Source organism: Marinobacter caseinilyticus (assembly GCF_011074955.1).
In the GTDB taxonomy this organism is placed as follows: Bacteria; Pseudomonadota; Gammaproteobacteria; order Pseudomonadales; family Oleiphilaceae; genus Marinobacter; species Marinobacter caseinilyticus.
This window is the reverse complement of record NZ_WUQJ01000013.1, coordinates 34,509-60,041: the sequence shown is the minus strand read 5'-3', so window position 1 is coordinate 60,041 and position 25,533 is coordinate 34,509. Positions and strand designations below refer to the sequence as shown.

The window sequence follows — 25,533 nt, the reverse complement described above, 5'->3', positions numbered from 1 at the left end:
AGAGGGTCATTGAATGTCCAACCCGAAGCACGATAAGGGCGAACATTATATAACGACGCCAAAAGCTGAGCCGTTCCTGGAACGACTTATCTTTAATAACCGGGCGATCATATTGATAGCGTTTCTTTTTCTGACGCTTTTCCTGGGCTACAACGCAATCAAGATTCAGCCCGATGCGAGCTTTGAGCGGATGATTCCGCTCGAACATCCCTACATCGTTAACATGCTTGAGCATCGAAACGACCTGGAGAACCTCGGCAACTTCGTGCGTATTGCGGTCGAAGTAAAAGAGGGTGACATTTTCACCAAAGAGTACATGGAAACGCTGAAGCAGATTACCGATGAGGTTTTCTACTTAAACGGTGTTGACCGCTCTGGGCTCAAGTCGTTGTGGACGTCAAACGTCCGTTGGGTTGAGGTTACGGAGCAGGGTTTTCAGGGTGGTACCGTCATTCCGGATGCTTACGATGGCAGCCGTGAGAGTCTTGAACAACTGCGTCAGAATATTTTGCGCTCCAGTGAAGTAGGCCGGTTGGTTGCGGATAATTTCCAGTCGACCATTGTCTATGCACCTTTGTATGAAAGCGATCCGAGCACGGGTAAGCCGCTGGATTACGCCGCGTTTTCGAAACAGTTGGAAGAGAAAATCCGGGCCAAGTACGAAGCCCAGAACGATAACATCGGCATCCACATCGTCGGGTTCGCCAAGAAAGTCGGTGATCTGATTGAAGGTATTGGTGCAATCGCCTGGTTTGCAGGTATCACTATTCTGCTGACCACCATTCTGCTGTTCTGGTACTCACGTTGCGTCGCCGGAACCCTGGTGCCGGTGTTCTCGTCCATTGTCGCGGTATTCTGGCAACTGGGGGCACTTAAGCTGCTGGGTTACGGTTTGGACCCCTATTCAGTACTGGTGCCTTTCCTGGTGTTCGCCATCGGTATCAGTCATGGTGTTCAGGTGGTCAATGCCATGGCAATCGAGGCTGCTAAAGGCTTTGATCCGATCACCGCTGCGCGCCTTGCGTTCCGCGCCCTTTACATTCCGGGCATGCTGGCACTGATTTCAGACGCCTTTGGCTTCCTGACCCTGTTGTTCATTGAAGTCGACGTCATCAAAGACCTTGCGGTTGCGGCCGGCTTGGGTGTGGCGATCGTGATTGTCACGAACCTGGTTCTGCATCCGCTGATTATGTCTTACATAGGCATTACGAAAGGCGGCGTGCGCCATGTTCAGAATCATGGGGAAAAGCAGGATCGTAAATGGCGCGTGATGTCCTACTTTGCACATCCCAGTGTGGCGCCGATCTCTTTGCTGATTGCGGTTATTGGTCTTGGCCTGGGTTTGTACTACAAACAGGGGCTAAAGGTGGGTGACCTGGACCAGGGTGCACCTGAGCTGCGTGCAGACTCTCGTTACAATAAAGATAACGCGTACATTATCGACAATTACTCGACCAGTGCGGACGTGCTCGTTGTCATGGTTAAAACCGCGCCGGAACAATGTACCCAGTACAATGTGTTGCGTGCGATGGACCGTCTACAGTGGGAGCTTCAGAACACGCCAGGTGTTCAGTCGTCAGTATCCCTGGCGGATGTCTCTAAAGTGGTCACCAAGGCTCTCAATGAAGGTAACTGGAAGTGGTACGAGATTTCCCGTAACCAAACCATTATCAACGCCTCTATACGTTCTGCGCCCAGCGGTTTGATCAATACCAACTGCAGTCTGACACCACTACTGGTCTTCCTTGAAGACCACAAAGCCGAAACGCTTGATGCTGCCGTCGAACAGGTGGAGGCCTTTGCAGAAGAGAACAACAATGATGAATATACCTTCCTGCTGGCGGCGGGTAACGCGGGTGTTGAGGCGGCTACCAATGAGGTGATTTCCAGCGCTAAAAACATGATGTTGATGTTTGTCTATGGCGTTGTGAGTCTGCTTTGCCTCATTACCTTCCGATCCATTCGGGCGGTCATCTGCATTGTTGTGCCTTTGGGGCTAACTTCGATTCTGTGCGAAGCCATCATGTCGGTGTCGGGGATTGGTATTAAGGTTGCGACCTTGCCTGTAATTGCCCTGGGTGTCGGTATTGGTGTCGACTACGGTATCTATATTTACAGCAAGCTTGAGCATTATTTGCTTGAGGGTAAGACGCTTCAGGAAGCGTACTTTGAGACTCTACGTTCGACGGGTAAAGCCGTGGTATTCACGGGTGTTACCTTGGGTCTTGGTGTTGTGACCTGGATATTCTCACCGATTAAATTCCAGGCCGACATGGGCTTCTTGCTGTTCTTCATGTTCCTGTGGAATATGGTTGGCGCAATTTGGTTGCTGCCAGCGTTGGCGCGCTTCCTCCTGCGTCCGGACCGCATGTTGGCGAAAGCCCGCGCTAAATAAATTAAAAAAAGTCTTGGATAAAAGCCCGCATCCGCGGGCTTTTTTTTTGCTGCTCATGTAGTTAGCGAACTAAACCATTCTTTATTTCGTGGCCAGATTGAACTATGTTTTAAAGTGAGCGAAGCGTGTGTCTGTTTGTAAAAACAGGCGACGAAATAAAATGAATAAATAAGGAATTGATCATGTCATTTCGATCTGGATTTTCAACACTCGCACTAACCGCTGCTATTGGACTGGGCTCTGCGTCCGGCGTCGTTTCCGCGGAAGAGCAGCGCTTTATTACCATAGGTACCGGCGGGGTGACCGGTGTCTATTATCCTGCAGGTGGCGCGATCTGCCGGTTGGTTAATATGGATCGCAAGGATCACGGCATTCGTTGTTCCGTAGAGAGCACCGGTGGTTCAATTTACAACCTCAACGCCATTCGTCAGGCCGAGCTGGATCTTGCCGTTGCTCAGTCGGATTGGCAGTTCCACGCTTATAATGGCACCAGCGAATTTGCCAGCGACGGCCCAAACAAAAAGCTCAGAGCGGTGTTCTCTCTTCATCCGGAACCATTCACCGTCGTGGCCAGTAAGGGCTCAAATATCAGAAACTTTGAGGACCTGGCAGGTAAGCGTGTGTCGGTCGGTAATCCGGGCTCAGGTCAGCGGGCTACAGCGGAAGTGCTGATGTCGGAAATGGGCTGGACCATGGACAAGTTTGCACTGGCAGCCGAGCTGAAGGCGGCCGAACAGTCGCAAGCGTTGTGTGACGGCAATATCGATGCTTTCTTCTATACCGTTGGTCATCCCTCCGGGTCAATCAAGGAAGCGACGACCTCGTGCGACAGCGTCCTGGTCAACGTCGATAACGATGCCACGAAAAAACTGGTGGCTGACAACCCTTACTACCGCGTAGCAACAATTCCGGGCGGTATGTATCGCGGTAACGATGATGACACCACCACCTTTGGTGTGGCGGCAACGTTTGTTACCTCTTCGGACGTAGCCGATGACGTGGTGTACGCAGTGGTCAAGGCGGTTTTCGAGAACTTTGACAGCTTTAAGCGTCTCCATCCTGCGTTCGGAAATCTCGAAAAATCCGAGATGGTATCGGATGCGCTGAGTGCTCCGCTTCACCCAGGGGCAGAGAAGTACTACAAAGAAGCCGGTTTGCTGAAATAAGTCGTGTCGCAAGTATGACCGGGCGATCACTTGATGCGCCCGGTCATTTTGGTTCTACCACCTCAGTTGTAAAAGCGGGATCTTATTATGGCTAACGGCGAGCCGACTGCTTCTTCAGACCAGGCAGATATCAAAAAAATCAGCGAAGTCCTTCAAACGGAGACCGGTGGGCGAGCCCTCACGGGACCGGCGGCAGTGCTGCTATTTATTGTTCCACTGTGCTGGTCACTGTTTCAGCTCTGGATTGCCTCTCCGCTGCCATTTATTTTTGAATTCGGAATCTTGAACTCCACGGAAGCGCGATCGATCCATCTTGCTTTTGCTGCGTTTCTCGCATTTTCTGCTTTCCCTATGTTCAGGGGGCGGCATATCGAAAAAGTGCCCATTTTTGACTGGGTGCTGGCACTGGCCGCCGCGTTTGCCGCCGGCTACCTCTACATCTTCTATGAAGAGCTCTCCGGTCGTCCTGGCGCTCCTACTACCACGGATATTGTTGTCGCCATGGGTGGCTTGGTGTTGTTGCTGGAAGCGACTCGGCGCGCATTGGGGTTGCCGCTGGCCATTGTCGCCATGGTGTTTATTTTCTATTCCCTGGCGGGACCGTATATGCCATCCGTGATAGCGCACGGTGGCGTAAGCCTCAACAAACTGGCTTCGCATCAGTGGCTTGGCACCGAGGGCGTGTTTGGTGTTGCGCTCGGGGTATCCACCAGCTTTGTATTTTTATTTGTTCTATTTGGCGCACTGCTGGAGAAAGCCGGTGCCGGTAACTACTTCATACAAATTGCCTACGCCATGTTGGGGCACATGCGAGGGGGACCTGCCAAAGCCGCGGTCGTCTCGAGTGGTCTTAGCGGTATAATTTCAGGCTCCTCCATTGCCAATGTTGTGACCACGGGCACGTTTACTATTCCGCTGATGAAGCGAGTGGGCTTCCCCGCAACCAAAGCGGGCGCCGTGGAAGTCGCCGCTTCAACCAATGGGCAACTGACGCCACCGATTATGGGGGCCGCTGCCTTCCTGATGGTGGAATATGTGGGTATTTCCTATCTGGAGGTCATTAAGCACGCCATCCTGCCCGCGCTGATTTCCTATGTTGCGCTGATCTACATCGTTCACCTGGAGGCCTGCAAACTCAAGATGAAAGGCATTGAGCGGCTGGACAAACCGACTCTTGCCCAGCGTATGTTGACGTGGGTAATGATGTTGATTGGCCTGAGCGTACTGACCTTTCTCGTTTATTACGGTATCGGGTGGACGAAAGATATTTTCGGTGACAAGGCGATGTGGGTTCTGTCGCCCGCAGTTGTCGGTATTTACATTGCGCTGGTTGCCTATTCCGCTCGGTTCCCCGAGTTGGAAGAGGATGACCCCAATGACCCTGCCGAAACGTTGCCGCCGGTGGGGCCGACGGTCAAAACCGGTCTGTACTTCCTGCTACCGGTTGTGGTGTTGGTCTGGTGTCTAACCGTAGAGCGTTTCTCGCCGCAGCTGTCGGCATTTTGGGCCACTGTGTTCATGATTTTCATTGTGGTGACGCAACGGCCTTTGCAAACCTTTTTCCGCAAGTCCGGTCCACTTCTTGAACCCTTCAAACAGGGCATTTCAGAGCTGATACACTCACTCGCCACGGGTGCACGCAACATGGTGGGTATTGGTGTTGCAACGGCAACCGCCGGTATCGTTGTAGGAACGGTGACACTGACGGGTATCGGCCTGGTGATGACGGAGTTCGTCGAGTTTATCTCGGGCGGCAATCTCATGCTGATGCTGGTGTTCACAGCCTTTATAAGCCTGCTGCTGGGAATGGGGCTGCCCACCACGGCAAACTACATCGTAGTCTCGACCCTGATGGCGCCGGTCATTGTGACCCTCGGCGCTCAAAATGGTCTGCTGGTGCCATTGATTGCGGTCCATCTATTTGTGTTTTACTTCGGAATACTGGCGGATGATACGCCGCCCGTGGGGTTGGCCGCTTATGCGGCCGCCGCGATTTCCGGAGCAGATCCGATCAAGACGGGGATTCAGGGTTTTACCTACGATATCCGAACAGCCATTTTGCCGTTCATGTTTATCTTTAATACCCAGCTACTGTTGATCGGACTGACTGGGTGGTTTGACCTGCTGGTTACGATCGCCAGCGCGGTGACGGCGATGCTGGTTTTTTCTGCCGCCACTCAGGGGTATTGGTTCACCAAAAGTCGAGTCTGGGAGACCGCGCTGCTGCTGGTGATTACCTTCACGCTCTTCCGGCCGGGGTACTGGTGGGACATGATATATCCGCCAACCGAAGAGCGTTCGGCGGTCAGTATTGTCGAGCACCTGGAGACGGTGCCGGCCGACCAGGAAATCATTATTAAGGCCTCGGGCATGACGATTGACGGCACAGAGGTGTCAACCTACCTGCAGTTGGCCATTCCGGGTGCAGCTACGCCAAAAGAGCGGCTCGAAAAGACCGGTATGGAGCTAAGCCCGGACGGCGACAGGATGATGGTGGACTTCGTACAGTTTGATAGTCCGGCCGAAGATGCCGGTATTCAATTTGGCTGGACGATTGATGCCTACCTGATGGAGCTTCAGCGTCCTCCCAAGGAGCTGATGTTCATTCCCGCGTTGATCCTGCTCGGGCTGGTTGCCTTTAATCAGTTCCGCCGGAGGACAGACGAAGACAGGGGGCTATCTGCCTGAATATATCGGTAAAACCGGCGGGTAACATGACAACATCAGCGGTGAGCTGATAGACTGGCGTGCTTTCAAACCGCGATCGTAACGCGGTCTATGTAAACACGTGGTCTTTGGTACGGATCACCGCTGATAGGAGTTACCCCGAATGCCTGTTGTTACTCTGCCGGATGGCAGTCACCGCAGTTTTGCCGAGTCCGTTACCGTTTATGATGTTGCTGCCGATATCGGCGCGGGTCTTGCGAAAGCGGCCCTCGCTGGACGCGTTAATGGCACCCTGGTGGACACCAGTTATCTCATTTCGGAAGACGCCGAGCTCGCCATTGTGACTGAGCGCGATGACGACGGTGTTGATATTGTTCGTCACTCCACTGCGCACTTGCTGGCAATGGCGGTTAAAGAGCTGTTTCCTGCTGCCCAGGTGACTATCGGGCCGGTTATCGAAAACGGGTTTTACTACGACTTCAAATTTGACCGTCCCTTCACCAATGAAGACCTAAGCAGCATTGAGAAGCGGATGGAAGAGCTTTCCAAGCAGGACCTTGCCGTCTCTCGCTCTGTCATGTCGCGAGACGAAGCTGTCCAGCTGTTTGAGAGCATGGGTGAGGAATACAAAGTCCGTATTATCCAGGACATCCCTGGCGAAGAAGATCTTTCGTTTTACCAGCAGGGCGATTTTGTCGATCTCTGCCGCGGCCCCCACGTGCCCAGCACGGGCAAGCTGAAAGCCTTCAAGCTCACTAAGGTCGCCGGTGCCTATTGGCGTGGTGATACCAGCAATGAGCAGCTTCAGCGGGTTTACGGCACTGCCTGGGGAAACAAGAAAGACCTTAAGGCGTACCTGAATCGCCTGGAAGAGGCGGAGAAGAGAGATCACCGGAAAATCGGTAAAAAACTCAACCTGTTCCATATGCAGGAAGAGGCGCCGGGGATGGTTTTCTGGCACCCGGATGGCTGGGCGATTTATCAGGAAATTGAGCAATACCTTCGCCAAACCCTGCGCCGTCATGGTTATCAGGAGATCAAGACACCGCAAGTGGTATCCCGGGTGCTTTGGGAGAAATCCGGGCATTGGGACAAGTTCCGTGATGACATGTTTACCACCGAGTCGGAAAAACACGACTACGCCATCAAGCCAATGAACTGCCCATGCCATATTCAGGTGTTCAATCAGGGGCTCAAGAGTTATAAAGACCTGCCATTACGGTTGGCCGAATTCGGATCTTGCCATCGGAATGAAGCGTCCGGTGCGCTTCATGGCCTGATGCGTGTGCGCGGGTTTACCCAGGACGATGCGCATATTTTCTGTGAAGAAAATGCGATCCAGGAAGAAGTGTCGCTTTTTATTGATCTGCTGCACGAAGTTTATGCCGACTTCGGCTTTTCCGAAATTCTGTACAAGTTGTCAACGCGCCCTGAAAAGCGGGTTGGGTCCGACGAAGTCTGGGACAAGTCGGAAGCGGCGCTCGAAAAAGCGTTGAACCGCGAAGGTGTGGACTGGGAATTGTTGCCAGGCGAGGGCGCATTTTACGGGCCCAAGATAGAATTTTCTTTGAAAGACTGTATCGGCCGAGTCTGGCAATGCGGTACTGTTCAGGTGGATTTCTCAATGCCGGGTCGTTTGGGTGCGCAATACGTAGCGGATAATTCCGAGCGTCGCACTCCCGTGATGTTACACCGCGCCGTCTTGGGTTCCTTTGAGCGCTTTATTGGTATTTTGATTGAAGAGTATGAAGGTGCATTCCCGGCCTGGTTGGCGCCGACACAGATTGCGGTGATGAATATTACCGATAATCAGCGTGAATATAGCCAAAAAATAGCAAAAAAATGGGAATCATTGGGTTATCGGGTAAATGCTGACTTGAGAAACGAGAAGATCGGCTTTAAAATCCGCGAGCATACTATTAACAAGGTTCCGTATCTGATCGTTGTCGGCGATAAAGAAGTCGACAATAACGCCGTTGCGGTGAGAACCCGCAAAGGTGAAGATCTCGGAACCATGACGCTGGAAGCGTTTGAGGCCTTGTTGGCTGACGATATCAAACGCAAAGGCAGAACCAAAACGGAGAACTGATTATTAAACAGCGAGCGAATCGGAGTCGCGCCCCACGCGCGTCAATCAATGATAATATTCAAGCCACAGAGGTTCGTCTCATCAATGCCGAGGGTGATCAGGTAGGGATTGTGACGATTGAGGAAGCCCTTAAACAGGCGGAAGAGGCCTCTCTGGATCTGGTTCAGATCACGGATTCCGATCCGATCGTCTGTAAAATCATGGACTTCGGTAAAAAAATCTTCGAAGAGAAGAAAGCAAAAGCGGCTGCGAAGAAAAAGCAGAAGCAGGTGCAGGTTAAGGAAGTCAAGTTCCGGCCGGGCACCGAAGAAGGGGATTATCAGGTAAAACTACGCAACCTGGTACGTTTCCTTGAGAATGGGGACCGCGGCAAAATCACTATTCGCTTTCGCGGACGTGAAATGGCTCACCAAGAAATTGGTATGAAGCTCATGAATCGTGTGGAAGCGGACATTGAAGAGCTTGCCCAGGTAGAACAGCGGCCGAAAATGGAAGGCCGCCAGATGACCATGGTTGTGGCACCCCGCAAAAAGAAGTGAACCTGAGGGAATCACTTGTCCCCCGACATTTGAGCGGGGGATTTGTCGTTCAGGGACACAATTGACACTAAAAGAGAATGCGGAGTTATAAAATGCCCAAGATGAAAACCAAAAGCGGGGCCACTAAGCGGTTCAAGAAGACCGCCAACGGCTTCAAGCACAAGCAGTCCTTCACCAGTCATATTTTGACCAAGAAGAGCCCTAAGCGTAAGCGTCAGCTTCGTGGTACTAAGCTGATTGCCAAATCTGATGTGGCTTCCGTCAAACGTATGATCGCGCTTTAAAGCGCTTACTGGTTAAAGAGAAGGATTAAACTATGCCTCGCGTAAAACGTGGTGTCGTCGCTCGTCGTCGTCACAAGAAGATTCTTAGTCAGGCCAAAGGTTATTACGGTGCTCGCAGTCGTGTTTACCGCGTAGCCAAACAAGCGGTAATCAAAGCCGGTCAATATGCCTACCGTGACCGTCGTAACCGGAAGCGTGCGTTCCGTGCACTGTGGATTGCTCGCATCAATGCGGGAGCCCGTGCCAACGGCCTGTCATACAGCCGTCTGATCGCTGGCCTGAAAAAGGCGAACGTTGAAATCGATCGTAAAGTTCTGGCCGATTTGGCCATGAACGAGCAGCAAGCATTTTCTGCTGTTGTCGAAACAGCAAAAGCGTCTCTGACGGCTTAAGCTCTTTCATCGATTGACGGTCGATAGGGCGCCCTGCATAGGGCGCTCGGTAATAGGGGAAGAGCGTGGTGCTCTTCCCCTATTTTTTTGACTGATGCATTCTTGGGAAAGCCTTTTGAGCGCTTTCGTAACGCCCCATATTCAGATTTGGAGCAGGGTCAATGGAAAACCTGGAGCAACTTGTTCAGGATGGGCTGGCTGCGGTCGCGAGTGCCGACAATTTGCCGGCGCTGGATCAGATACGTGTTGAGTACCTGGGTAAGAAAGGTGTCATCACCCTGCAGGCCAAGACCCTGGGTAAGCTTTCTGCTGAAGCGCGGCCAGCCGCGGGCCAGAAAATCAATGATGCCAAGGGTCAGGTTGAACAGGCCATCAATGCCCGTCGCAATGAACTGGAAACGTCGGCCATGGCGCAGAAGCTGGCTGGCGAGTCCATTGACGTGACCTTGCCAGGCCGAGGTCAGGATCTGGGTGGCTTGCACCCGGTGACCAGAACTTTGCAGCGTATTGAGCGATTCTTCGCCAAAGCCGGTTACACCGTCGAGCAGGGTCCGGAGATCGAAGACGACTACCACAACTTTGAAGCGCTGAACATTCCCGGGCACCATCCCGCGCGCGCGATGCACGACACCTTCTACTTCGACCCCGGCACGCTGTTGCGCACCCACACCTCGCCCGTTCAAATCCGGACCATGGCCACGTCAGAGCCGCCGTTTCGGATGATATGCCCTGGGCGCGTTTATCGTTGCGACTCGGACATGACACACACACCGATGTTCCATCAGGTCGAGGGTTTGCTGGTTGAGAAGAACGTCAGCTTTGCGGATCTGAAAAGTACCGTGGAGGCATTTCTTCGTGTGTTCTTTGAGCGAGACTTGCAGGTTCGCTTCCGACCCTCTTATTTCCCGTTTACAGAGCCGTCCGCCGAAGTTGATATCGAGTGGGGCCGTGAAGCGGACGGCAGCGTCAAATGGCTGGAGGTCATGGGCTGCGGTATGGTCCATCCTAAGGTATTCGAGCACTGTGGTGTGGATTCAGAGGTCTATCGCGGTTTTGCATTCGGTCTCGGAGTAGAGCGATTGGCCATGCTGCGGTACGGCGTCAATGACCTCCGTATGTTTTTTGATAACGACTTGCGGTTTTTACGCCAGTTCCGATAGCGCCCGCAGAAGGGCGGTGGAACATCATCGATACGGCGACACCGAATCAGGACAAGGTTTAGACCATGAAATTTAGTGAACAATGGCTGCGAGAATGGGTTAACCCTGCCAGCGATACACATGCGCTTGTGCATCAGATCACCATGGCAGGACTTGAGGTTGACGGCATTGAACCCGTTGCGGGCAAATTTTCCGGGGTCGTTGTGGGTCAAGTGGTCTCAGTGGTTGAGCACCCCGATGCCGACAAACTGCGGGTTTGCCAGGTGGCCGGTGGTGGCGAGACGGTGCAGGTTGTGTGTGGCGCGCCGAATGTTCGAGAAGGGATGAAAGTACCCTTTGCGGTTGTGGGTGCGGTGTTGCCCGGCGATTTCAAAATAAAGAAAGCCAAACTTCGGGGACAGGCGTCGCAAGGCATGCTGTGCTCTGAATCGGAACTCGGTCTGTCGGACAGCCATGATGGTCTGATGGAACTGCCGGCCGAGGCGCCTGTAGGTGATGATGTTGCTGAGTATCTGGGCTTGAATGACGTGACCGTCGACGTCGACCTTACGCCCAATCGGAGTGACTGTCTGTCAATCCGGGGCATTGCCCGAGAAGTCGGTGTGCTCAACCAACTAGTTGCGGAAGGACCGGAGATCACACCGGTACCCTCGGTGCATTCGGAGGTTGTCGATATCGCTGTCACGGCCCCGGAAGGATGCCCAAAATACCTGGGTCGAGTGTTGCGGAACGTTGATTTAAGCGCCCAGGCACCGCTTTGGATGCAGGAAAAATTGCGCCGATCGGGTGTCCGTTCCATTGATCCCGCCGTGGATGTGACCAATTACGTGATGTTGGAGCAAGGTCAGCCAATGCATGCCTTTGACCGGGATGAAATCAAAGGCGGGATTGTGGTCCGGTGGGCCGAGGCGAATGAAAAACTGGTGCTGCTCGACGGCCAGGAAGTCACGTTAACCCAAGACACGCTGGTGATTGCCGATCACGAAAAGCCGATGGCAATTGCAGGCATCATGGGGGGAGAGCATTCGGGCGTCAGTGCCAGAACCCGTGACCTAGTACTGGAAGCCGCCTATTTCGATCCGATTTTATTGGCCGGCAAGGCCCGCCACTACAGCCTGCATACCGACGCGTCTCACCGCTTTGAGCGGGGCGTTGACTATGAGCTTGCGCACAACGCGATGGAGCGAGCGACGGAGCTGCTGATGTCAATTGTTGGCGGAGAGCCGGGCGAGATCGTGGAAGTGGTCAGTGATGAGCATTTACCCAAAGCCCACGTGATTGACCTTCGTGAGCAGCTGGTTGCCGACGTACTGGGTGTGGAGATTGACCGTACCACTGTGGAGGAGATCCTCACGCGGCTAGGCTTGCACATCGATAAGCTGCTGAAAGGTGGCTGGCGGGTGCGAGTGCCCAGTTTCCGGCCCGATATTTCAATTGAAGTCGATTTGATTGAAGAGATAGGCCGAATTTTTGGCTACAAAAATCTGCCGGTAACTCAGGTTGAAGGTTCTCTGGAGCTGCGGCCAGAACCGGAAGCAATGCGTCCGATTTCGGCGATACAGGATTTCTTTGTATCCCAGGGCTACCAGGAGGCGATCACTTACAGCTTCGTGGATCCCAAGATCCAGGGGCTGATAGACCCCGGCCACCAGGGCATTGCGCTGGCTAATCCGATATCCGCTGACCTGGCGGTTATGCGAACCACTTTATGGAGTGGCTTGCTCAAGACGGTGGGCTATAACCAGAAACGCCAGCAGTCGCGGGTGAGACTGTTCGAAACCGGGCTGCGCTTTATCAGGAACGGCGATGGAATCGATCAGCAACCGATGCTGGCAGGGGTGGTTACTGGCGACCAATTGCCTGAAAACTGGGCCAATGGCCGAAGAAATGCAGATTTTTTTGATGTTAAGGGTGAGCTGGAATCTCTCTTTCGGTTGCTGGGGGTTAGTGTTGACTTCAGTGCTGGCCAGCACCCAGCGCTGCATCCGGGCCAAACCGCCGAGCTTCAGTTAAATGGACAGTCAGTGGGTTGGTTTGGTGTCTTGCACCCGCAGGTGCAGAAAAGTCTTGACCTGAATGGCACGATCCTTGTGTTTGAGCTATTCTTGAATCCAGTGCTTTCCGGATATGTGCCTAATTTCAAAGAATTTTCAAAATACCCTGAAGTTCGGCGTGATTTGGCTATTATTATCGGAAGCGACGTTGCGTTTGCAGACGTGGAGCGTGTTGTTAAGCAATACGCTGGTGAGCGTCTCACTGCGCTGCGTGCGTTTGATGTGTATGAGGGTGAAAGTCTGGGTGAAGGCAACCGCAGCCTCGCCCTTAGCCTGTTCTGGCAGCATCCGGAACGTACGCTCAATGATGATGAGGTGCATGCGCTCTTCGACAGTGTAATAACTGCACTGCAGAAAGAGCTTGAAGCAACACTGAGGAGTTGATGAATGGCGGCTTTGACGAAGGCGGAAATGGCCGAGCGGCTGTATGAGGAGTTAGGCCTCAATAAACGTGAAGCCAAGGAAATGGTAGAAGCTTTTTTCGATGAAATCAGAGACGCTCTCAGTCACAACGAGCAGGTCAAATTGTCTGGGTTTGGCAATTTTGACCTTCGTGACAAGAAGCAGCGACCGGGACGGAACCCCAAAACCGGCGAAGAAATTCCAATTAGCGCCAGGCGTGTCGTTACGTTTCGCCCAGGACAAAAACTAAAGCAAAAAGTAGAAGCGTATGCTGGAACCCAGTCATAACAACGAATTACCTGCAATACCCGGAAAGCGTTATTTCACCATCGGAGAGGTTGCCGATCTGTGTGCGGTAAAGGCTCATGTCTTGCGTTACTGGGAGCAGGAGTTTCCACAGCTGTCACCTGTCAAACGTCGGGGTAACCGCCGTTATTATCAGCGTGCCGATGTTTTGACCATACGCCAGATCCGGAGCCTACTCTACGATCAGGGCTACACGATTGGCGGCGCGAAGCAAAAACTGAGCAGTCACGAAATTAAAGACGATACGTCACAGTACAAGCAACTCATCCGGCAGATGATTACTGAGCTGGAAGAAGTACTGACCGTGTTGAATGCGCCGACCCACTAGGTCGACCTCACAGGAAGTCTCGATTTGATTGGGGTGGCCTGATTGAAGGGCAATTCAATAATCTGCGTGATTGGCTGTTTATTTTTAGGGTGACCTGGTGTAGACTTCGCTCCCGCTAAGCCATTGAGATTACTCTCTTTGGCCGTGCGAATCGGGGCGTGGCGCAGCTTGGTAGCGCATCTGCATGGGGTGCAGAGGGTCGCAGGTTCAAATCCTGCCGTCCCGACCAATTAAATCAAAAAAGCCGTCACTTGTTGACGGCTTTTTTGTGTCTGGTTTTTCTGCGGATGCTAACGTCATGGGCCTGGTTCCGGCGGGGCGACCCGCTTAACTCCAGTTAGTGCAGTTTGGTGTCTCGCAATTTGACGATAAAGGCTGGCGGCTCAAAACTGTCGGGTTGAGCCTCGTTCCAGTATTTCTCAAAAACCGGATTGTTAGTGTGGCCATCCACCAGGACGCCGGGTTCCAGGAAATTGAACAGGTCCATATAAGGCTGCACTTCGTTTTTGGAAACCCTTCGCAGTATGTGTTCGGGGCCGAGCTCTGAGGGATGCTTGAGTCCAGCGGCTCCAATCAGGTTTGAAAGAGCGTCCAGGGTGTTCTTGTGGAAGTTGTACACTCGTTCACTCTTGTCGGCTACGTCGAGTTTGTTGCCACGTTGGGGGTTCTGAGTCGCTACACCGCTGGGGCAGCGGTCGGTGTGGCAATTCATCGCCTGAATGCAGCCCAGTGAGAACATGAAACCCCGGGCAGCGTTGCACCAGTCGGCACCCAGTGCCAGGGTCCGTGCGATGTTGAATGCGGAGGTGATTTTGCCGGCTGCCCCGATGGCGATGTGTTCCCTCAAGTTGGCACCAACCAGGGTGTTATGAACCAGAAGCAGCCCTTCAGTCATAGGCATGCCCAGGCGGTTAATAAACTCCAGTGGTGCTGCCCCAGTTCCGCCTTCGCCCCCATCAACCACGATGAAATCGGGGCGTTTATCAGTTTCCAGCATCGCTTTTACAATCGCAAACCATTCCCAGGGGTGGCCCAGAGCAAGCTTGAAGCCAACGGGCTTACCTCCGGATAAATCCCGCAGCTTTTCGATGAATTCCAGCAGTTCCAGCGGCGTTGTAAATGCTGAGTGTCGGGGTGGAGAGACCACGTCTTCGCCAGCCGCGACGCCCCGCGCCTCGGCAATCTCCGGCGTGACTTTGGCGGCAGGGAGTATGCCGCCGTGCCCGGGTTTGGCACCTTGAGACAGTTTGATTTCGATCATTTTGACTTGGTCGAGGCGTGCATTTTCTACAAACATTTTTTCATTGAAGGTGCCATCTTTGTTGCGGCAGCCAAAATAGCCGGAACCAATTTCCCAGACCAGATCGCCGCCGGGTTTGCGATGGTAACGAGATATCGAGCCCTCGCCGGTGTCGTGGTAAAAGCCGCCTTTCCTGGCACCGGTATTCAGGGACAGGATGGCGTTTGCCGACAACGACCCGAAGCTCATAGCAGAAATGTTGAAAACGCTGGCGTTGTATGGACGCTTGCAGGTCTTGCCGATAACGATTCGAAAGTCACTGTTGTCGATGTCAATGGGCGCCATTGAGTGGTTCATCCACTCGTAACCCTCGCTGTACATCTCCTGTAGCGAGCCGAATGGGCGTTTATCCAGAACGTTCTTGGCCCGCTGGTAAACGATGGCCCGCTGCTCTCTTGAAAACGGTCGTTCATCGGTATCGGATTGGATAAAGTACTGACGGATTTCAGGGCCGATGGATTCCAGAAAATACCGCACATGGGCAAGGATGGGGTAATTTCTGCTGACGGTGCGCTTCCGCTGAAGCAAGTCGTAAGTGCCAAGCAGTGACAGCAGGGCCAGCGTGACCGCCACCAGTGTCCATGTCGGATAAGCGATGGCAGCGGGTATCGAGACGACAAAGCCGATCAGGCTGAGTGTGTAGGCGCTGTACCTTGCAGGCAAACGATGCATCAGCTTTTGCTTCACTGAGTTTTCCTTTTTGTGGCTGGATTTTGATGTGAGTGAGTACGGAGACACTACACCAGAGGATGATTCGTTGAACATATTTAGCGCGCTCACCAAATTCAATGCCCTATGGGAAAGTTTGGGCTACATTTATAGGGATACACCCTACAGTTGTTCAGTTTTGATATTTTGACCTCAAAACAATAAACTAACGATCTCGTAACTTTTGAGTGCTTAAATTCAAACGTTCGATCAAAGAAGACTTAATCAGGAGGCTCCTTGTGAGCGAAATTACCAAAGACGAATATCAGACCGACTATGTGGCGGGGCAAGATAACGTCACTCCATTCGGCCTCGATCTTCATAACGTGGTTTTTCCAGTAACAGCCGTTTTAATCATATTGTTTGTGGTTGGGACGTTAATATTTCCTTCGGCCTCGAAGGAAATATTGGACAGTGCAAAAAATGGTGCCATCGCAGGATTTGATTGGTTCTTTTTGCTCAGCGCCAATGTGTTCGTGGTGTTTTGTCTGGCGTTAATTTTCATGCCTGTGGGTAAGATTCGAATCGGGGGTATGGATGCCAAGCCCGAATTCTCGACGATGTCGTGGTTTGCCATGCTGTTTGCAGCAGGTATGGGTATTGGTCTCATGTTTTGGGCCGTTGCCGAGCCAGTAGCTTATTACACCGACTGGTACGGCACGCCACTGAACGTGGCCGCCAACAGCCCTGAGGGCGCCAAGCTGGCGATGGGCGCAACAATGTACCACTGGGGTCTGCATCCTTGGGCCATCTATGCGGTTGTGGCTTTGTCGCTGTCCTTTTTTGCCTACAACAAAGGCATGCCATTGACCATCCGTTCTGCCTTTTTCCCGATCCTGGGTGACCGGATTTGGGGATGGCCTGGTCATATCATCGATATTGTCGCCGTAGTGGCAACGATCTTTGGTCTGGCAACATCATTGGGCTTCGGCGCCCAGCAGGCATCGGCCGGGTTGGCGTACCTGTTCCCTGAGTCTATTTCTGGCGGCATCAATGTCCAGATGGCCATCATCGTTGGCGTAACGTTTCTAGCGTTGCTGTCGGTGCTTCGTGGTCTCGACGGTGGCGTCAAGGTGTTGAGCAACATCAACATGGTGATTGCGGGGCTGCTGTTGTTCTTTGTGATTTTTGCCGGTCCTACCATGAGCATCATTGAGACGCTCTGGACGACTACATCGTCCTACGTGGGCAATATGGTCGCTCTCAGTAACCCGTTTGGTCGCGAAGATGATACCTGGTTCCACGGCTGGACGGTGTTCTATTGGGCCTGGTGGATTTCCTGGTCACCGTTTGTTGGTATGTTTATCGCCCGGGTTTCGAAAGGCAGAACCGTCCGTGAATTCATCATCGCCGTGCTGCTTGTCCCAACCGTGATCACCGTCCTTTGGATGAGCACGTTTGGCGGCAGTGCCCTGGATCAGATCCAGAATAATGTCGGTGCCCTGGCCTCCGGTGGGTTGACGGATGTTTCCCTGGCGATGTTCCAGATGTTGGAGAACATTCCGTTTACAGCGATCAGTTCATTCCTGGCGATCATTCTGGTGTTGGTGTTCTTTGTCACCTCATCGGACTCCGGTTCGCTGGTAGTCGACAGCATCACCGCTGGTGGCAAAGTGGATGCACCGACGTCTCAGCGCGTGTTCTGGGTGGTTATGGAAGGTGCTATTGCAGCCGCCTTGATCTTCGGTGGTGGCGGGGATGCGCTCGGTGCACTCCAGGCAGGTGCCGTGAGTGCTGGTCTACCGTTTACCTTCGTGTTGCTCGTGATGTGTTACAGCCTTTATAAGGGCTTGAATCACGAGCGTGGGTTGTTGATCGCGGAAGGCAAGATGTAACGCAGTTGGTGATCAGAAAAAGGGCCTCTTTGGAGGCCCTTTTTTTATATCGCGGATTGTCGTAAAAGCACCGTCGTTGCCAGCGGTCATCGGAGACTGTTTTTGATAATGCAGCCGACGGCTTCAGCTTCGCAGGGCCTTGATGGTCAATCTGGCAGTCCGGCGAGCCTGCTCTGAAACTACAGCGTCGGCTATACAGGCCCCGTCGCCGGACGCGGTTGGGTGCTCCCGTTGGGCATAGTCGTGTCCCGCTAAAGCGCGATAACCTTATTTACAGATCCTTGAACTCTTTGATCACGAACTGAACGCGTTTTTCCGGTCGGAAGTGGGGGCGTTTGAGCGCTTCGACAGCGCGTAATCTCGGTAATAGGCCTCGACCGTTTGCCATCTGAATCGCAAGCCCTGGTCGTGCATTCAGTTCCAGCAGAAGCGGACCCTCCTGAGCATCCAGAACCAGGTCAACCCCCATGTAGCCGAGCCCGGTCGCTTCATAGCAATGCGCGGCCATGTGAAGCATGTGCTCCCAGTTCTCGATAACAATATTTTCCAGGGACAAGCCAGTGTCAGGGTGAAGGGTTATGGGTCGGTTGAACTGGACGGAATTCAGGCTCCGGCCATTCGCAATGTTGAGACCCACGCCAACGGCGCCCTGGTGGAGATTGGCCTTGCCGTCGGAGGCTTTGGTGGCCAGTCGCAGCATCGCCATCACCGGATAGCCCTGAAACACCACAATGCGAATATCCGGCACGCCCTGAAAGGAATACTTGGCCAAAGAAGGCGAAGATTCCACAAGGTTCTCGACAATGGCAACATCCGGAGCCCCGCCCAGCGAGTAGAGCCCGGCGAGGATGTTGGAGAGATGCCGCTCCAGCGCGGCGACAGTGACGGCGGCGCCGGAAGCCTTGATATAGTGATCGCCCTCGCGCCGGATGATGACCAGAATGCCTTTGCCGCCCGAGCCTTTTGCCGGTTTGATGGCAAAGCCTCCCAGTGCATCCGCACGCTCACGAAAGTGTGAGATTTCGTGTTGTTGGCGAACCACCTGGAGCAGGCGCGGTGTTTTAACTTCGTACTCGGCCGCCACCAACTTGGTTTTAAGCTTGTTGTCTACCAGAGGGTAGGACGAGCGCTCGTTGTAACGGGAGATATAATCCACGTTACGCTTGTTCATGTTTAGAAGACCCATCCTGTTCATGGCAAAGGGCGAAATCCAGCTCATCCCTCATAAACCTTCATTGGATGAAAACGTCTCAGCTCAGTCAGTTTGTAGCCGGTGTACTGACCTAACAGAAGAATAACCCCAAGGATCACCAGGTGTAGCTCCGGAAAATTAAACGTCAGGTGACCCGACAGCGGTGCACTCATCACAAGGTAGGCGCAAATGGCCACAAACAGACTGCCGGCACCCTGTACCACAACCTCACGAGCACCTTCTTCCTCCCAAAGAATCGACACCCGCTCGATGGTCCACGCCAAAATTACCATTGGGAAAAAGGTCACTGTCATGCCGGTGTTAAAGCCCATCTGGTAGCCGACAATGCTGAGCCCCGTGGTAATGAAGATCACCAGAATAATCAGCGCCGAAATTCGCGATACCAGCAATAGATTCAAGCTTGATAAATAGCCCCGCATCAGCAGCCCTATGGACACCACCGAGATGAACGCAATCAGACCGGGCACCAGAGTCGTCTGGACAAATGCAACCGCGATCAGCACGGGCATGAAGGTGCCGCTGGTACGTACCCCGATCACTATCCGCATAAAGGCAACGACCAGTGCCCCGAGTGGAAGTAGCAGTAGCATGCGAAACATGCTTTGTTCTTCAATGGGCAACTGGTAGAGACTGAACAGCCCGAGGCTGTTGGCGTCGGATTCTGCCTGAGCCAGCTGGAGTGCGGGTACGGTTTGTTTCAGTATCGAAAAGCTGACCTGAGAGTTATTGCCACCCAGCACGTCAATCAGTGAAGAGGCATTCTGACGCCAAAGCACGACGTCGTCTGGCAAGCCTTGTCGCCCCGTTTGGGGATGAAAGGTAAGCCACTTCTCACCATCGAAAATTTGCAGGAACGGCTTCAACAGTTGCCGTCGGCGTGCATCCTCAAGCTTCAGCCCGTCGGCAATGCGAGCGGGAATGTTGGCGTGATTCAGCATCCGGGTCAGAAGTTCAATGTAGTTACTTTCAGACAACAGCAGCGTTGTGTTCTGGTCGGGGTCCGCTGATTGCATCAGTTTGATCAGCTCGCGGGTCATACTTTCTGGCGTGCTGGATCTCAGCGCTGCCTGTTGCAGGGTCTCGCGAACGGCAGTTGCCTGGGGCTCTTCCCAGAACACCGAAGCCGGGCGCGGCGGACGTTTGGGCTTGCGGGTGGTTGCGGTATCGTCAGGGACCAGTTGGGCCTTGAAGTACAGGGTTTGTTGTCCGTTCGCATTGCGAATGGACCATTCACCTCGCCGGTTACCGGATTCATTGATGATCGAAAAACCATACCCGGGAGACGCCGCTTGTTCCGTTAGGATGCGGAATCCCGGGGGGCTCTCGGGTATGTTCAAGCTCGCCAATACGGGTTCATCCAGGGCGTCAAAATCGATTCGCGCCTCCACCATCCAGACGGGCCGCTGCTCGCCCGTCAGCCAAGGGATGCCGAGTTCAACATGGCGCCAGACGGCCAGGGAAATACCCGCGCTGATTAATAAAAGAAGCGCCAGATAGAACGGGTAGCGAGACCGGGAACTCAATTGTCGCTATCCTTGCTAGCTTCTATCAGAGAGTCGGGCAGTTCTGTGGCGTATTCTTTACCTACGTCGATCAGCATGACGTCTCGCAAAATATTGCGCCCGATCAGGACGGGGTAGGTCATTTGCTCCCTCTCAGACAAAGTGAATTCGGCTTTTTGTTTATGGTTGCCGATGGCGAACTGGAGTTCCACAACGGCACGTCGCTCATACCCTTCCTCGTTGGACTGGATGATCCTGACATTGCGAACAATTTCCCGTTCAAGTGTCGTCAGTTTGTCCGCCGATTTCGGCACCGGAACTTCAAAACGCACCCAGTTTTTTCCGTCTCGTTCAAACCGTTTAACGTTGCGCGCATCCAGTGAGGAGGTATTGGCGCCACTATCAATTCGCGCGTCGTACACATAGCCGGGACCGACGAGATAAAATTTCTCCAGCTCACCGACAATCACCTTGCCCCGCAACCTGTCAGCACGCCCAACTGCGCGTGGATCCGTCGCGCCATTGGCGCAGGCCTGTTGCTTCAGCACCGGTGGGCAGGAGGGTCTTTCCAGTCGTTCACTGAGGGTGTCGATAATGCGTTGTGTGACGCTGTTGTTCAGGTCCATCAGGTTCTGGTGCTGGATCAGGGTAGTGGTTTTCAGGTCTGAAATCTGGTCGTGTTGGCTTGCCAAGGCTGCATCCATTTGATTCAGATCACTTTTTTCTACAAGAAGCGTGTTATTTGCACAGCCTGTCGCCAGCAAAGCGCCAGTAACAATAAGCGCGTTTGAGACAGGACGTCGGAAACTGCTGAAAAACATTCTGAACCTCTGATTCGACAACCGAGTTACGCATTATACCCGGAGACCATTGGAGTTTGAGCTGCCAGAAACCACCCGTTAGTGAGAGGTGGTGGCACGAAAGCACAAAAGTATACATCAGTCTGTCGTTTTTATGACTATACAGAACGTTAAGAACAGGGCCCGTGACGCGAAGTGTAAACGATTCAGGTAAGGTGTGCGGTAGATGGGCTGTGGCCCGGCAGGCTCTTCATGACGATTGGGACAGGAAGTGATCAGGATTCACGATGTCTCTTGAACGTAAGTATTCCTGCACGGCGGGAGAGCAGTTAAGGTAAAAAAGTAAGAATTCCCTTTGAATGTCCTGATCCTGTATGCGCGCTGCAAACTGCACAAGCTGTTTCAGACTCTCATCCTGATCGTTGGTGAACGCGCGGTCATAGCGCTGCTCTATTAACTGTTTGAGGCGTTCCAGATGAAACTCACCGGTGTGGGTCAGGTGCGATGACAGGCTCAACGCGCGACCATGCCTGGACTCACCGGCCAGCGAAAGGCTGGGATGTCCTAAAGTTTTACGCCAGAGTTCTTTGAGCATGGTTCAATCCTTTTGTCTTCGACACAATAAAGACGTCAATCAAAGGGTAAAGGTTCCGAAGACGCAGTTGATATCCTAAGTATAATACGACAACAGTCTATAGGCAGATGGTTTTACTCGACTACGGTGTCTCATAATTGCCGGATTAATTTACGTATCTTGAATCGTTATCACCATGGGAAGGAGTATTGAGTGTTTAAAACGGCGGTTGAAGGTGTGGTGTCCGAGCCGTTGGTGCTCATGGTTATGGCGGTTCTGGCCACTTTGTTGATGGCCGCCATCGTTGCCTTATGGTTCCAGCACAAGGCTCGCATGGCGTTGACTCAGCGAGAAGCGGCACTGCTGGAAGAGCTGGGCGTTGCGAGAGACGAATTGCGAGAGCGCGAACACACGTTGGCGTTGCACCATCAGCAAGCGCAACAGACCACGGATTTGGTTGCGCGGTTGCGAGAGTCCAGCAGTCAAACGACTGAGGAGTTAGAGCGATGGCGGCACCAAGCCACCACGCTGGACCGTCGGGTGGCCGCCTTGACGTCGGAAAGCGAGGGCAGACATCAGCGTTTGGATCAGCTTGAGAAAGAGAAGTCTGAGCAGCACCTGAAGATTGATGGGCTCAGCCAGCAGTTGCATGATGCCCGCATGGCACTCCGGGAAAATGAAGTAACCCTTGATGAGGAACGCCGTGCCACCAATGAGAAGCTGGCGCTGCTGGAACGAAACCGCGATGCGCTGAAACAAGAGTTCGAAAACCTTGCCAATAAAATCTTTGATCAGAAAAGCGAACGGTTTACGGTGCAGACGCGCACCAGTCTGGACAGCTTGCTCACGCCGTTCAAGGATCAGTTGCAGGATTTCAGAAAACGAGTGGATCATGTCTACAACAGCGAAACCCAGGATCGACAGGCGTTACGAAGCGAAATCAAATCGCTTCAGGAACTGAACAAGCAGATCACAGAAGAAGCAGCCAACCTGACGCGTGCACTGAAGGGTGATAAAAAGGTTCAGGGTAACTGGGGCGAGCTGATTCTCGAGCGAGTTCTTGAGCGCTCAGGACTGCGCAAGGGCATTGAATACGACACGCAAGGCAGCTACCGGGGCGGGGAAGGGCAGCTGTTACGACCCGATGTGATCGTCCAGTTGCCGGATAGCCGAAATCTGGTGGTGGATTCAAAGGTGTCATTGGTGGCCTATCAGGCGTGGATCAACGAGGACGATGACACACAAAAGTCCGACGCTTTGAAAGCGCATGTCGAGGCCGTGAGAAATCATATCAAGACGCTGAGTGAGAAAGACTACAGCCAGTTGCATGGTATACATTCGCCGGATTTTGTCTTTCTCTTTATGCCGATCGAGCCTGCCTTCGTAGCGGCCTTTCAACACGATGACAGGCTGTTTGTGGAAGCTTTTGAGCGTAAGATCATTGTTGTGACACCGACAACCTTGCTGGCGACATTGAGGACCATCGAGAATATCTGGCGGTACGAACGCCAGAGCCAGAATGCTCGCTTGATTGCGGATCGGGCCAGCGCCGTCTATGACAAGCTTAGGGTGTTCGTCGAGACAATGGAGAAAATGGGGACTCAGTTGCACACGGTGCAAGGTACCTACGACAATGCCATGAATACCCTGATGCGAGGGCGTGGTAATCTCATTTCTCAGGCAAACCGATTCGTGGAACTTGGGGTCAGGGTAAAAAAGGAGCTGCCCAAGGCGGTCATGGAGCAAGCGGAAGTCAGTTCGGATGATTTCGAGGATGCGCCGTCGACTGGCGGCGAGTAACAGATGAGCATGGAGTAATGGAATGGTCAATCACACAGGGTGTTTCTGCCGCCGTTTTTGTCAGGCGCTGTTGTTAGCAACCACCTTTGCGGCAGGCAGTGCCTCGGCGCTGGCGCCGGAGCATGAAACGCGCCGCCTGATGCTGGCAACCGAGCAGGCGGTCGCCGCCGAAAAGTGGGGTGAGGCCGGGGAATACCTGAACCGGCTGCAGAACCTTAAATCTGAAAAACCAGGGGAATACCTGTATTACCGCGGGCGTGTCATGCTGGAGTCAGACCACCTCAATGAGGCACAGTCGGCATTGGAAAATTACATTCAGCAGACGGGGGAGAAGGGCCAGCATTATAATGATGCCCTGAAGCTCATCACCGACGTTGAGAAAAAACAGCGGGCAGCGTCAAAGCGTGCGGAGCAAACCAACCGTGAAGAGCCGGTTGCGGTCATTGAACCCGCTGGCGGAGAGCCACTGGCGCGGCTTCAGCAACTCTACCTGGTCAACTCGCCGACCGAAGCTCTGACGGTTCATCTCAATAACCTGCTGGAGCTCAATGGGTGGCGAGAAGATCAACGCATCGTGCGGACCGGGTCTGCGCCCGATATTCGTTACCGTATTTCGGTGGAGTCCGGTCAGGTCAATATTCAGGAATCGCGCAAGACCGATGATGGCCAGGTTCGACTATCCAACCAATCGCTGCCGGTTTACGGCGTTAGCCCGTCGGTTCGTTGGGAATGTGTTGCCTCCGATCATTCCTGCTGGGTCTACGATCCCCGTGATGAGTCTCGCCTGTTTCGGTTAGGTAACAGCCAGAAGAAGACCGCAGAGGCGGCCGAAACCTTTGGCCGCTTGATCAAGTCGCTGCAGAGCCCGAATTAATCCCCGTTACCCCGGTCGCCGTCACGATAGGCGCCGGGGGTGACGCCGGTCCATTTCTTGAATGCGCGATGAAACGTTGACGGTTCTGTAAAGCCAACCCGGTGTGCAATATCGTTGATGGGGAGTTCGGGCCGGGCAAGAAAATAGATGGCCAGATCCCGTCGCAACAGGTCTTTGATTTCCTGAAAGGATGTATTCTCCTGCTTCAGACGCCGCCTGAGCGTTTGTGGGCTGGTGTGCAGTTCGGCCGCAATCCATTCGAAATCGGGTAACGGTTTGGCGAAGTCGCGACCTATCAATGTGCGAATGCGTCCGGTAAACGTATTGCTCTCATCCGGACGGGAGAGCAAGTCCGCCGGTGAGGTCTTCAAAAACTGGTGCATTTCCGGCCTGTCGCGAATGACGGGTGCGGATAAAAAGCGTCGGTCAAAGTGCAACTCCGTGTCAGGCGCATCAAACTGCAGTGGGCAATGAAAAATATGCCGGTACTCATCACCGTGGGGGGGCCTTGGGTAGCGAAAGCGGGCCAGGTTTAACTCCACTGGCTGACCAATAAGCCAACTGCCCAGGCGGTGCCAGATCACCAGCAGGCTTTCCTGGAGGAAGCACATGGGGTCGTGCAGCTCGCCTTCAATGGCCATAACCAGGCGCGCTGTCTGGCCATCGTCCTCCAGGCGCAAGCAAGCGCTTGGCTCGAACAAAGATGAGAACTGAAAGGCGCGCTGATACACCGCCTCAAGTGTCGGGCAGTCGATTACCAGGGTGCACATGGTGGCAAACGTACCCGGTTTGCAGCGTCGAGGGCCAAGACCCATAAATTCGTCCGCCATGTCCGTCCAAATCGCCTGCATGAGACGGCTGTATTGAGCACTGCTCACACGGGCCATATCGATCTTGAGCAACTCCGGTGATATAGCGGCTTGGCGGAGCAGCGCGTTTTCATCAAAGCCCAGTCGCTTGGCACCTGTCAGTGCCGCCTCAACAAAATGTCTGGAAACCGTCAGGTTCGCCATCAAACAGATCCCGGAAGAAGAAGTGAGGACCATCATAAAACCCCTTGGCAACAATGCAACCCGTTTGCCATGGGTGCGCCGGCGGCGATGGCAGAAATGGTCAATGGGATTGATAAAAGCAGCGGTTGGCCT

The 25,533-nt window shown here is 53.4% G+C and carries 20 protein-coding genes and 1 tRNA gene; 15 read left to right on the top strand and 6 right to left on the bottom strand.

The genetic code is table 11. The annotated features are described in order from the left end of the window. Positions 1-13: 13 nt before the first annotated feature. From GRX64_RS05595 to GRX64_RS05540, 12 genes are all read left to right on the top strand, one after another. The gene (locus GRX64_RS05595; RefSeq protein ID WP_166264498.1) at positions 14-2,395 is read left to right on the top strand and encodes an efflux RND transporter permease subunit; all 2,382 of its coding nucleotides are present in this window, start codon (positions 14-16) and stop codon (positions 2,393-2,395) included. A 182-nt stretch (positions 2,396-2,577) separates the two neighbouring features. Next, positions 2,578-3,561: a TAXI family TRAP transporter solute-binding subunit gene (locus GRX64_RS05590; protein ID WP_166264495.1), complete on the top strand. Its 984-nt coding sequence runs from the start codon at positions 2,578-2,580 to the stop codon at positions 3,559-3,561. 87 nt (positions 3,562-3,648) lie between these two features. Beyond that, a complete protein-coding gene (locus GRX64_RS05585; RefSeq protein WP_166264493.1) occupies positions 3,649-6,249 on the top strand; it encodes a TRAP transporter permease in 2,601 nt (866 codons plus the stop codon). 142 nt (positions 6,250-6,391) lie between these two features. After that, the gene (thrS, locus tag GRX64_RS05580; protein ID WP_166264491.1) at positions 6,392-8,317 is read left to right on the top strand and encodes a threonine--tRNA ligase; all 1,926 of its coding nucleotides are present in this window, start codon (positions 6,392-6,394) and stop codon (positions 8,315-8,317) included. Continuing rightward, on the top strand, positions 8,314-8,856 hold the full coding sequence (gene infC, locus GRX64_RS05575) for a translation initiation factor IF-3 (RefSeq protein WP_166264747.1): 543 nt from the start codon (positions 8,314-8,316) through the stop codon (positions 8,854-8,856). The genes thrS and infC overlap by 4 nt, the downstream gene beginning before the upstream one ends. Before the next feature lie 92 nt (positions 8,857-8,948). Further along, entirely contained in the window at positions 8,949-9,140 is a 192-nt protein-coding gene (gene rpmI, locus GRX64_RS05570) for a 50S ribosomal protein L35 (protein WP_166264490.1), read from the top strand. Between the two features lie 32 nt (positions 9,141-9,172). Further along, complete coding sequence (rplT, locus tag GRX64_RS05565; RefSeq protein ID WP_166264488.1) at positions 9,173-9,532, top strand: 50S ribosomal protein L20; 360 nt, start codon at positions 9,173-9,175, stop codon at positions 9,530-9,532. Between the two features lie 161 nt (positions 9,533-9,693). Continuing rightward, positions 9,694-10,692, top strand: coding sequence for a phenylalanine--tRNA ligase subunit alpha (gene pheS, locus GRX64_RS05560; protein WP_166264486.1), 999 nt, complete (start codon positions 9,694-9,696; stop codon positions 10,690-10,692). Between the two features lie 65 nt (positions 10,693-10,757). After that, complete coding sequence (gene pheT / locus GRX64_RS05555) at positions 10,758-13,130, top strand: phenylalanine--tRNA ligase subunit beta (protein ID WP_166264484.1); 2,373 nt, start codon at positions 10,758-10,760, stop codon at positions 13,128-13,130. Positions 13,131-13,133: 3 nt separating this feature from the next. Beyond that, positions 13,134-13,436, top strand: a complete 303-nt coding sequence (gene ihfA, locus GRX64_RS05550; RefSeq protein ID WP_152206387.1) for an integration host factor subunit alpha — start codon at positions 13,134-13,136, stop codon at positions 13,434-13,436. Continuing rightward, the gene (locus GRX64_RS05545; RefSeq protein WP_166264482.1) at positions 13,417-13,782 is read left to right on the top strand and encodes a MerR family transcriptional regulator; all 366 of its coding nucleotides are present in this window, start codon (positions 13,417-13,419) and stop codon (positions 13,780-13,782) included. Before ihfA ends, GRX64_RS05545 begins: the two co-directional genes overlap by 20 nt. Positions 13,783-13,934: 152 nt before the next feature. Continuing rightward, positions 13,935-14,011, top strand: a tRNA-Pro gene (locus tag GRX64_RS05540). Between the two features lie 108 nt (positions 14,012-14,119). Here the strand turns inward: GRX64_RS05540 and GRX64_RS05535 are convergent. Continuing rightward, positions 14,120-15,754, bottom strand: coding sequence for an FMN-binding glutamate synthase family protein (locus GRX64_RS05535; protein WP_166264745.1), 1,635 nt, complete (start codon positions 15,752-15,754; stop codon positions 14,120-14,122). A 275-nt stretch (positions 15,755-16,029) separates the two neighbouring features. Between GRX64_RS05535 and GRX64_RS05530 the strand changes: the two genes are divergently transcribed. Next, on the top strand, positions 16,030-17,625 hold the full coding sequence (locus GRX64_RS05530; protein ID WP_166264480.1) for a BCCT family transporter: 1,596 nt from the start codon (positions 16,030-16,032) through the stop codon (positions 17,623-17,625). A gap of 271 nt (positions 17,626-17,896) precedes the next feature. On the opposite strand, the gene GRX64_RS05525 is transcribed toward GRX64_RS05530, so the two are convergent. The 4 genes from GRX64_RS05525 to GRX64_RS05510 form a co-directional block, all read right to left on the bottom strand. Further along, positions 17,897-18,844, bottom strand: coding sequence for an alpha-L-glutamate ligase-like protein (locus tag GRX64_RS05525; protein WP_166264478.1), 948 nt, complete (start codon positions 18,842-18,844; stop codon positions 17,897-17,899). Next, positions 18,841-20,361, bottom strand: coding sequence for an inactive transglutaminase family protein (locus GRX64_RS05520; RefSeq protein WP_166264476.1), 1,521 nt, complete (start codon positions 20,359-20,361; stop codon positions 18,841-18,843). The genes GRX64_RS05525 and GRX64_RS05520 overlap by 4 nt, the downstream gene beginning before the upstream one ends. Further along, positions 20,358-21,032, bottom strand: a complete 675-nt coding sequence (locus GRX64_RS05515; protein WP_235937528.1) for an ATP-dependent zinc protease family protein — start codon at positions 21,030-21,032, stop codon at positions 20,358-20,360. Before GRX64_RS05515 ends, GRX64_RS05520 begins: the two co-directional genes overlap by 4 nt. Before the next feature lie 358 nt (positions 21,033-21,390). After that, the gene (locus GRX64_RS05510; protein ID WP_166264473.1) at positions 21,391-21,735 is read right to left on the bottom strand and encodes a hypothetical protein; all 345 of its coding nucleotides are present in this window, start codon (positions 21,733-21,735) and stop codon (positions 21,391-21,393) included. A gap of 240 nt (positions 21,736-21,975) precedes the next feature. Here GRX64_RS05510 and GRX64_RS05505 point away from each other — a divergent pair, with 240 nt between their 5' ends. Then, on the top strand, positions 21,976-23,514 hold the full coding sequence (locus GRX64_RS05505) for a DNA recombination protein RmuC (protein WP_427901646.1): 1,539 nt from the start codon (positions 21,976-21,978) through the stop codon (positions 23,512-23,514). 22 nt (positions 23,515-23,536) lie between these two features. Next, entirely contained in the window at positions 23,537-24,388 is an 852-nt protein-coding gene (locus GRX64_RS05500) for a hypothetical protein (protein ID WP_166264471.1), read from the top strand. Here the strand turns inward: GRX64_RS05500 and GRX64_RS05495 are convergent. Then, positions 24,385-25,401: an AraC family transcriptional regulator gene (locus GRX64_RS05495; RefSeq protein ID WP_166264469.1), complete on the bottom strand. Its 1,017-nt coding sequence runs from the start codon at positions 25,399-25,401 to the stop codon at positions 24,385-24,387. The two genes, GRX64_RS05500 and GRX64_RS05495, sit on opposite strands and share 4 nt — an antisense overlap. Positions 25,402-25,533 lie beyond the last annotated feature (132 nt).